At 41.5% G+C, this 4,628-nt stretch carries 5 protein-coding genes; 4 read left to right on the top strand and 1 reads right to left on the bottom strand.

The window, feature by feature from the left end; all coding sequences use genetic code 11:
- The first annotated feature begins 2 nt into the window (after window positions 1–2).
- The 4 genes from F6K57_RS37320 to F6K57_RS37305 all read left to right on the top strand — a co-directional run bounded on the left by F6K57_RS37320 (window position 3) and on the right by F6K57_RS37305 (window position 3,611).
- The gene (locus F6K57_RS37320) at window positions 3–500 is read left to right on the top strand and encodes an inorganic diphosphatase (RefSeq protein WP_293073364.1); all 498 of its coding nucleotides are present in this window, start codon (window positions 3–5) and stop codon (window positions 498–500) included.
- Window positions 501–1,342: 842 nt separating this feature from the next.
- Complete coding sequence (locus F6K57_RS37315) at window positions 1,343–2,179, top strand: MBL fold metallo-hydrolase (protein ID WP_293073361.1); 837 nt, start codon at window positions 1,343–1,345, stop codon at window positions 2,177–2,179.
- Between the two features lie 139 nt (window positions 2,180–2,318).
- Complete coding sequence (locus F6K57_RS37310) at window positions 2,319–2,471, top strand: hypothetical protein (protein ID WP_293055567.1); 153 nt, start codon at window positions 2,319–2,321, stop codon at window positions 2,469–2,471.
- Window positions 2,472–3,332: 861 nt separating this feature from the next.
- The gene (locus tag F6K57_RS37305) at window positions 3,333–3,611 is read left to right on the top strand and encodes a hypothetical protein (RefSeq protein ID WP_075904662.1); all 279 of its coding nucleotides are present in this window, start codon (window positions 3,333–3,335) and stop codon (window positions 3,609–3,611) included.
- A gap of 142 nt (window positions 3,612–3,753) precedes the next feature.
- Here the strand turns inward: F6K57_RS37305 and F6K57_RS37300 are convergent.
- On the bottom strand, window positions 3,754–4,628 hold an 875-nt coding region (locus F6K57_RS37300), incomplete at its 5' end, for a hemolysin family protein (protein ID WP_293073358.1).

The following is a 4,628-nucleotide window of genomic DNA, read 5'->3' as shown; positions in this document are numbered from 1 at the left end:
AGATTCCTGCTCAACCTAAACCAGGTCTGATCAACGTTTTAATTGAAATTCCCGCAGGTAGTAAAAATAAGTATGAGTTTGACAAGGATCTAGAAGCCTTTGCCCTTGACCGGGTACTTTATGCATCCGTACAGTACCCCTATGACTACGGCTTTGTCCCTAACACTCTAGCAGATGATGGTGATCCTCTTGATGGTATGGTCATAATGGATCAACCTACGTTCCCTGGTTGTGTCATTACCGCTAGACCAATCGGGATGCTGGAAATGATCGATGGAGGTGATCGGGATGAAAAAATTCTGTGTGTTCCTGACAAGGATCCTCGCTACGCTGAGGTAAAAACTCTCCAAGATATAGCGCCCCATCGGTTGGATGAGATTGCTGAATTTTTCAAGACATACAAAAATCTGGAAAAGAAAGTAACTGAAATTTTAGGATGGAAAGATCTTGATCACGTAATGCCTTTGGTGGAAGAGTCGATCAAAAACTATAACAAGTAGGGACTGATCAAGTGGGAACTCATCGGTGAGATGAGTTCCACTAGAGTTTCTTTTCTTAGGCTAATGGTTGATGCTAGAAAGCTAGCAAGGCGATTAGCCATTCTCTGTTTTAAGGGCAAGCATAAAAAAATCCCCCAACCCTACTAGACTAGGGTCAGGGAGTGATACCAACAGAAGCTCAAAGATATTACCTTTTTAGGTGAGAAGATAATCGGGTGAGAATGGGATGGGGTGAGCAGTTATACTTGAGATGGGCATAAACTGAGCTTTTGGTTTAGCTGTCGAGGTTAAGCTATAAGGAAATAGGCTGACTTCCGATAGATGAAAGCTGACCGATCAAGGGATAAGCGATGCAATACCCAGTTCCCATTCTGATTGATTGATTGAATTAATTTGATGCATGTGTGACATAGGTCACAAACTGTTTGTTCCTAAATCCGTTAAAATTAACCAACACTTAAGATACAGTTAAGATAAAGCATAACTGTATCTTAACTTGTTTCGGGGGGCTGAACGGTTCGAGATTAGAGATATGACTAAATTACTGGGGCTGTTGTGCTTGCTTTCCCCCATCTAATTACTCTTAATGTGTGCAATTTGGTGTATGCAATTTGATGTATGCAATTTGATGTATGCAATCGGCCCGCTTTAACAGAAATTAGTGGTTAACCACAGATGGTTACTTAATAGTACCTGAGTATCCTCTAGTGGGAATCTACCAATGGGAATAATTCCTAACTTAGGTTCACTTAATTCATAGATTGAAAATGCAAAATCTAGTAGCACCCAAACTAGGCCAATATAAGGCTAAACCCAGCCTAAACAATGGTACTGGAGGGGATATGAGCGTCCGATTTTGGGGCGTTAGGGGTCAAATTTCTGCTCCTGGGACAGATACCATTCGCTATGGTGGCAATACATCTTGTGTAGAAATGCGTGTTGGTAGAAAACGCTTAATCTTTGACGGTGGCAGTGGTTTGCGGGTGCTGGGAAATCATTGGCTTAAGGAAATGCCCATAGAAGCTCACATTTTTTTTTCCCATAGCCATTGGGACAGCATTCAAGGGTTTCCCTTTTTTACTCCTGCGTTTATTCCTGGTAACTGTTTTCATCTCTATGGAGCAGCAGCACCTGATGGGGCGTCCATCGAACAGTGTCTAGGTCAGCAAATGATTCCTCCAAATTTTCCAGTGCCCCTTCAGGTCATGCAGTCAGATCTGAAATTTCACGGGCTGAGGTCAGGTCATACAGTCACCCTAGATGATGTAACAGTGGAGGCTGTGCTTCTTAATGACTCACATCAAGCAATGGGTTATCGGGTCAACTGGCAAGGATATGCTGTTGTATACGCCACTACTCACTCCCATGGTTGGGGTGGCATTGATGAAAATTTACGATACCTATCCCGTCAGGCAGATTTGCTAATTTTGAATACTCCCTTTCCCCTCAAAGAAGATGATCTGCTTAATGATTCACCTTTGATTTGGCAAGATGACCGTTGGCAAACTGGGATAGTAACGGCAAAGGTGGCAGGTGTTAAGCGCATAGTTATGTCTCGTTATCATCCTGACTATAATGATGATTATCTCGACAGACTACAAAAGCAACTCCAGTCTTTCTATCCTAATCACTTACTGGCTCGGGAGGGGATGGTTTTGCCTGTTTGTTCAAGGGTATAGATGATTAGGTATGACTATAGTGCTGGAATTTTAGATAAATTTGTGGAATTATATTGCTCACTATATTGCCTTAACAGGTGTTGGGAACACATGATCACATTGGTCTGAATAGAATTAGGTAGTTTTGATATCCCCCAGAATGCGATGCTCCTTGGCCTTGGCCTATTGGCCACGCTACGCGAATGGGCCACGCGGGGCGCGTTTGGAGCCGCTACGCGATGCTCTGGAAGAGCCGCTACGCGAACGCACTCTGGGGAATGCTATTGGTTATTACTCGCTTTCGGGGTACTGATACTGAACGGAATGTTTCAGCCTGGTGGTTGTTGGTTACTGGAAATTCCTCTAGTTAAGTTTTCGATTAGATTAGCCCAATCCTTTAATATATAGCGCTATAGTTCAAGAGTTGTCCTGTCAGGTAAATATATTTCGCAATACTTTAAAAAATACTTTTAAAGATGTCTATTTGATCAGCTTAATCAGCTGGCTTGGGGCAAGTGATTGGGGAAAACGCTACCTCTATCAGGCAATCCCTATGCCCAAAAAAAAAAGAGAGCCACGTTTTTGACTCTCTCGATCATCAGGGTGCATCTACTAATTAAAATTTATCACAAATGATGAGGGGTGTGACCCCTCATAGCAAAAATCAGCCAAATGGCTGATACCAATGGGCTAAATACCTGTACTATATTACCTGTCCCATATACAGTATCTTGCCTTTTTGGCTGATTTTTGGCTCAATTCCACCGTATAAGCCCAAAAAGGGTGTCTTAAAGCCTATCCTATAGGACAGAAATCCAGATTGGTGAGCATTCAAGGTGATGTGGAATTTGTCAAGAGCATTGAGAGCAAATTGACAGAAGCGATCGCGCGGGTGGCAGAGATGATCTCAAGCTTGTGCCAGTGGTAAGATAACCAAAAACTGAGGTCAATAGTTATCAGTTAGTAGAGGTACACAACCGTGGATCTCTATAGTGGATCTCTATAGTAGTAACCAGCAGGAGAGTCTGTTGACTGAAGTGATGCTCTAGAAAAGACTTCAAATCCTAGGTACTTGGGTTGTGGAATCGTTCAGAGGTTTGGATTAAATTTCCTGAAACTCTAGATTACCTTAAGTAGTGGGTATTAGAATTAACTTAAGTTACACCCTTGTCTGATGAAATTTGCTACTATTGCCCAAGCTAATAGAATAATAATCTTTATACTAACGTTTTGCTTAAGTGGGTGTTTTCCTCAACTTGATCAAATACTCATAAATCCATCTTGTAGGAAAGCTGAAGAAGTTGTAAAAACAGCCCAAAATCAATTCAATAGTATAGTGTTTAATGTGACCGTAGAAAGTACCGATCAAGAAACCATTGAAAAGCTATACTCACAATTTAAAACTCTTGAAGAGTCAGAAGAACAAGCTTATAAAATATGTCACAAAACCTAGCTCATTTTTTTTATTTATATAGCTTTATTTAAAGGTAACAAGTAACAGGCAATAGGGACATAATAGCAGCGATTAATCGCTTTTTTTCAATTCTATGTTTACATCTCAAAGAAAAAGCCTCTATTTATTATTTTACCGAAAACTAATCCTGATCAAGCCCATAAGATTGCAACATTTTTTCTCGCCGTTTACGAGCAATTGCTTGTAGATCAATGTTTCGATCAGTCTCATCAACAATTTCACCGGTTAGCACTTCCAGTACATCTTCCAGGGTGACTACACCAGAAACACCCCCATATTCATCCAGTACAACCATCAGATGTTCACGGGTTTGCTGAAAGGTTTTCAGTAGCTTATCAGCCCGAACAGTTTCAGGTACAAAGCGGACTTGACGAATCAGAGAAGCAAGGGGTTGGTTATGTTTGTCTTCAATGATTGCTGTGAGTAACTCATCTTTGAGAGCAATTCCAATAACTTTATCAATAGAGTCTTCAACCACAGGCATCCGGGTGTGAGGCGAAGCAATAATGCTTGGTTTAGCATCAGCCAAAGTGGTATTACCATGTAAATAGGTGGTTAGGATTCGCGGTGTCATTAAATCAGATGCAGTCAAATCATTTAACTGAAATACTCGTTGGATCATTTCTGCTTCATCATCTTCAATGACCCCTTCTTGATACCCAACCTTGGCTAAAAACCGGATTTCCGCCTCATTGGTGGTAGGAAGTTTTTGACCTTTAGTAAACGGAGCAGTAATTTTTTCCATCAACCACACCAGAGGCGTAAACACAACGGTTAAGAACCGAACTGGTAGAGCCACGAGTAGGGCGATGTTTTGGGCGTAGATCTGACCAAGGGTTTTCGGGACAATTTCCCCAAATACAATAATGAGAAAGGTAAATAGACCTGAAAAAACCCCCAACCAAGCCTCTCCTAAGACCCTAGCAGCAAGGGAACCAATTACGATGCTGCCAACAATGTTGAAGGTGTTGTTGAGAATAACAATGGTAGCTATGG

Source organism: Moorena sp. SIO4A5, assembly GCF_010672005.1.
Lineage (GTDB): Bacteria > Cyanobacteriota > Cyanobacteriia > Cyanobacteriales > Coleofasciculaceae > Moorena.
This window is presented reverse-complemented; position numbering and strand designations above follow the sequence as displayed.

Coding starts and splice junctions, on each gene's coding strand:
- F6K57_RS37315 (WP_293073361.1), top strand. CDS start 1,343: ATGAGCGTCCGATTTTGGGGCGTTAGGGGTCAAATTTCTGCTCCTGGG.
- F6K57_RS37310 (WP_293055567.1), top strand. CDS start 2,319: ATGCGATGCTCCTTGGCCTTGGCCTATTGGCCACGCTACGCGAATGGG.
- F6K57_RS37305 (WP_075904662.1), top strand. CDS start 3,333: ATGAAATTTGCTACTATTGCCCAAGCTAATAGAATAATAATCTTTATA.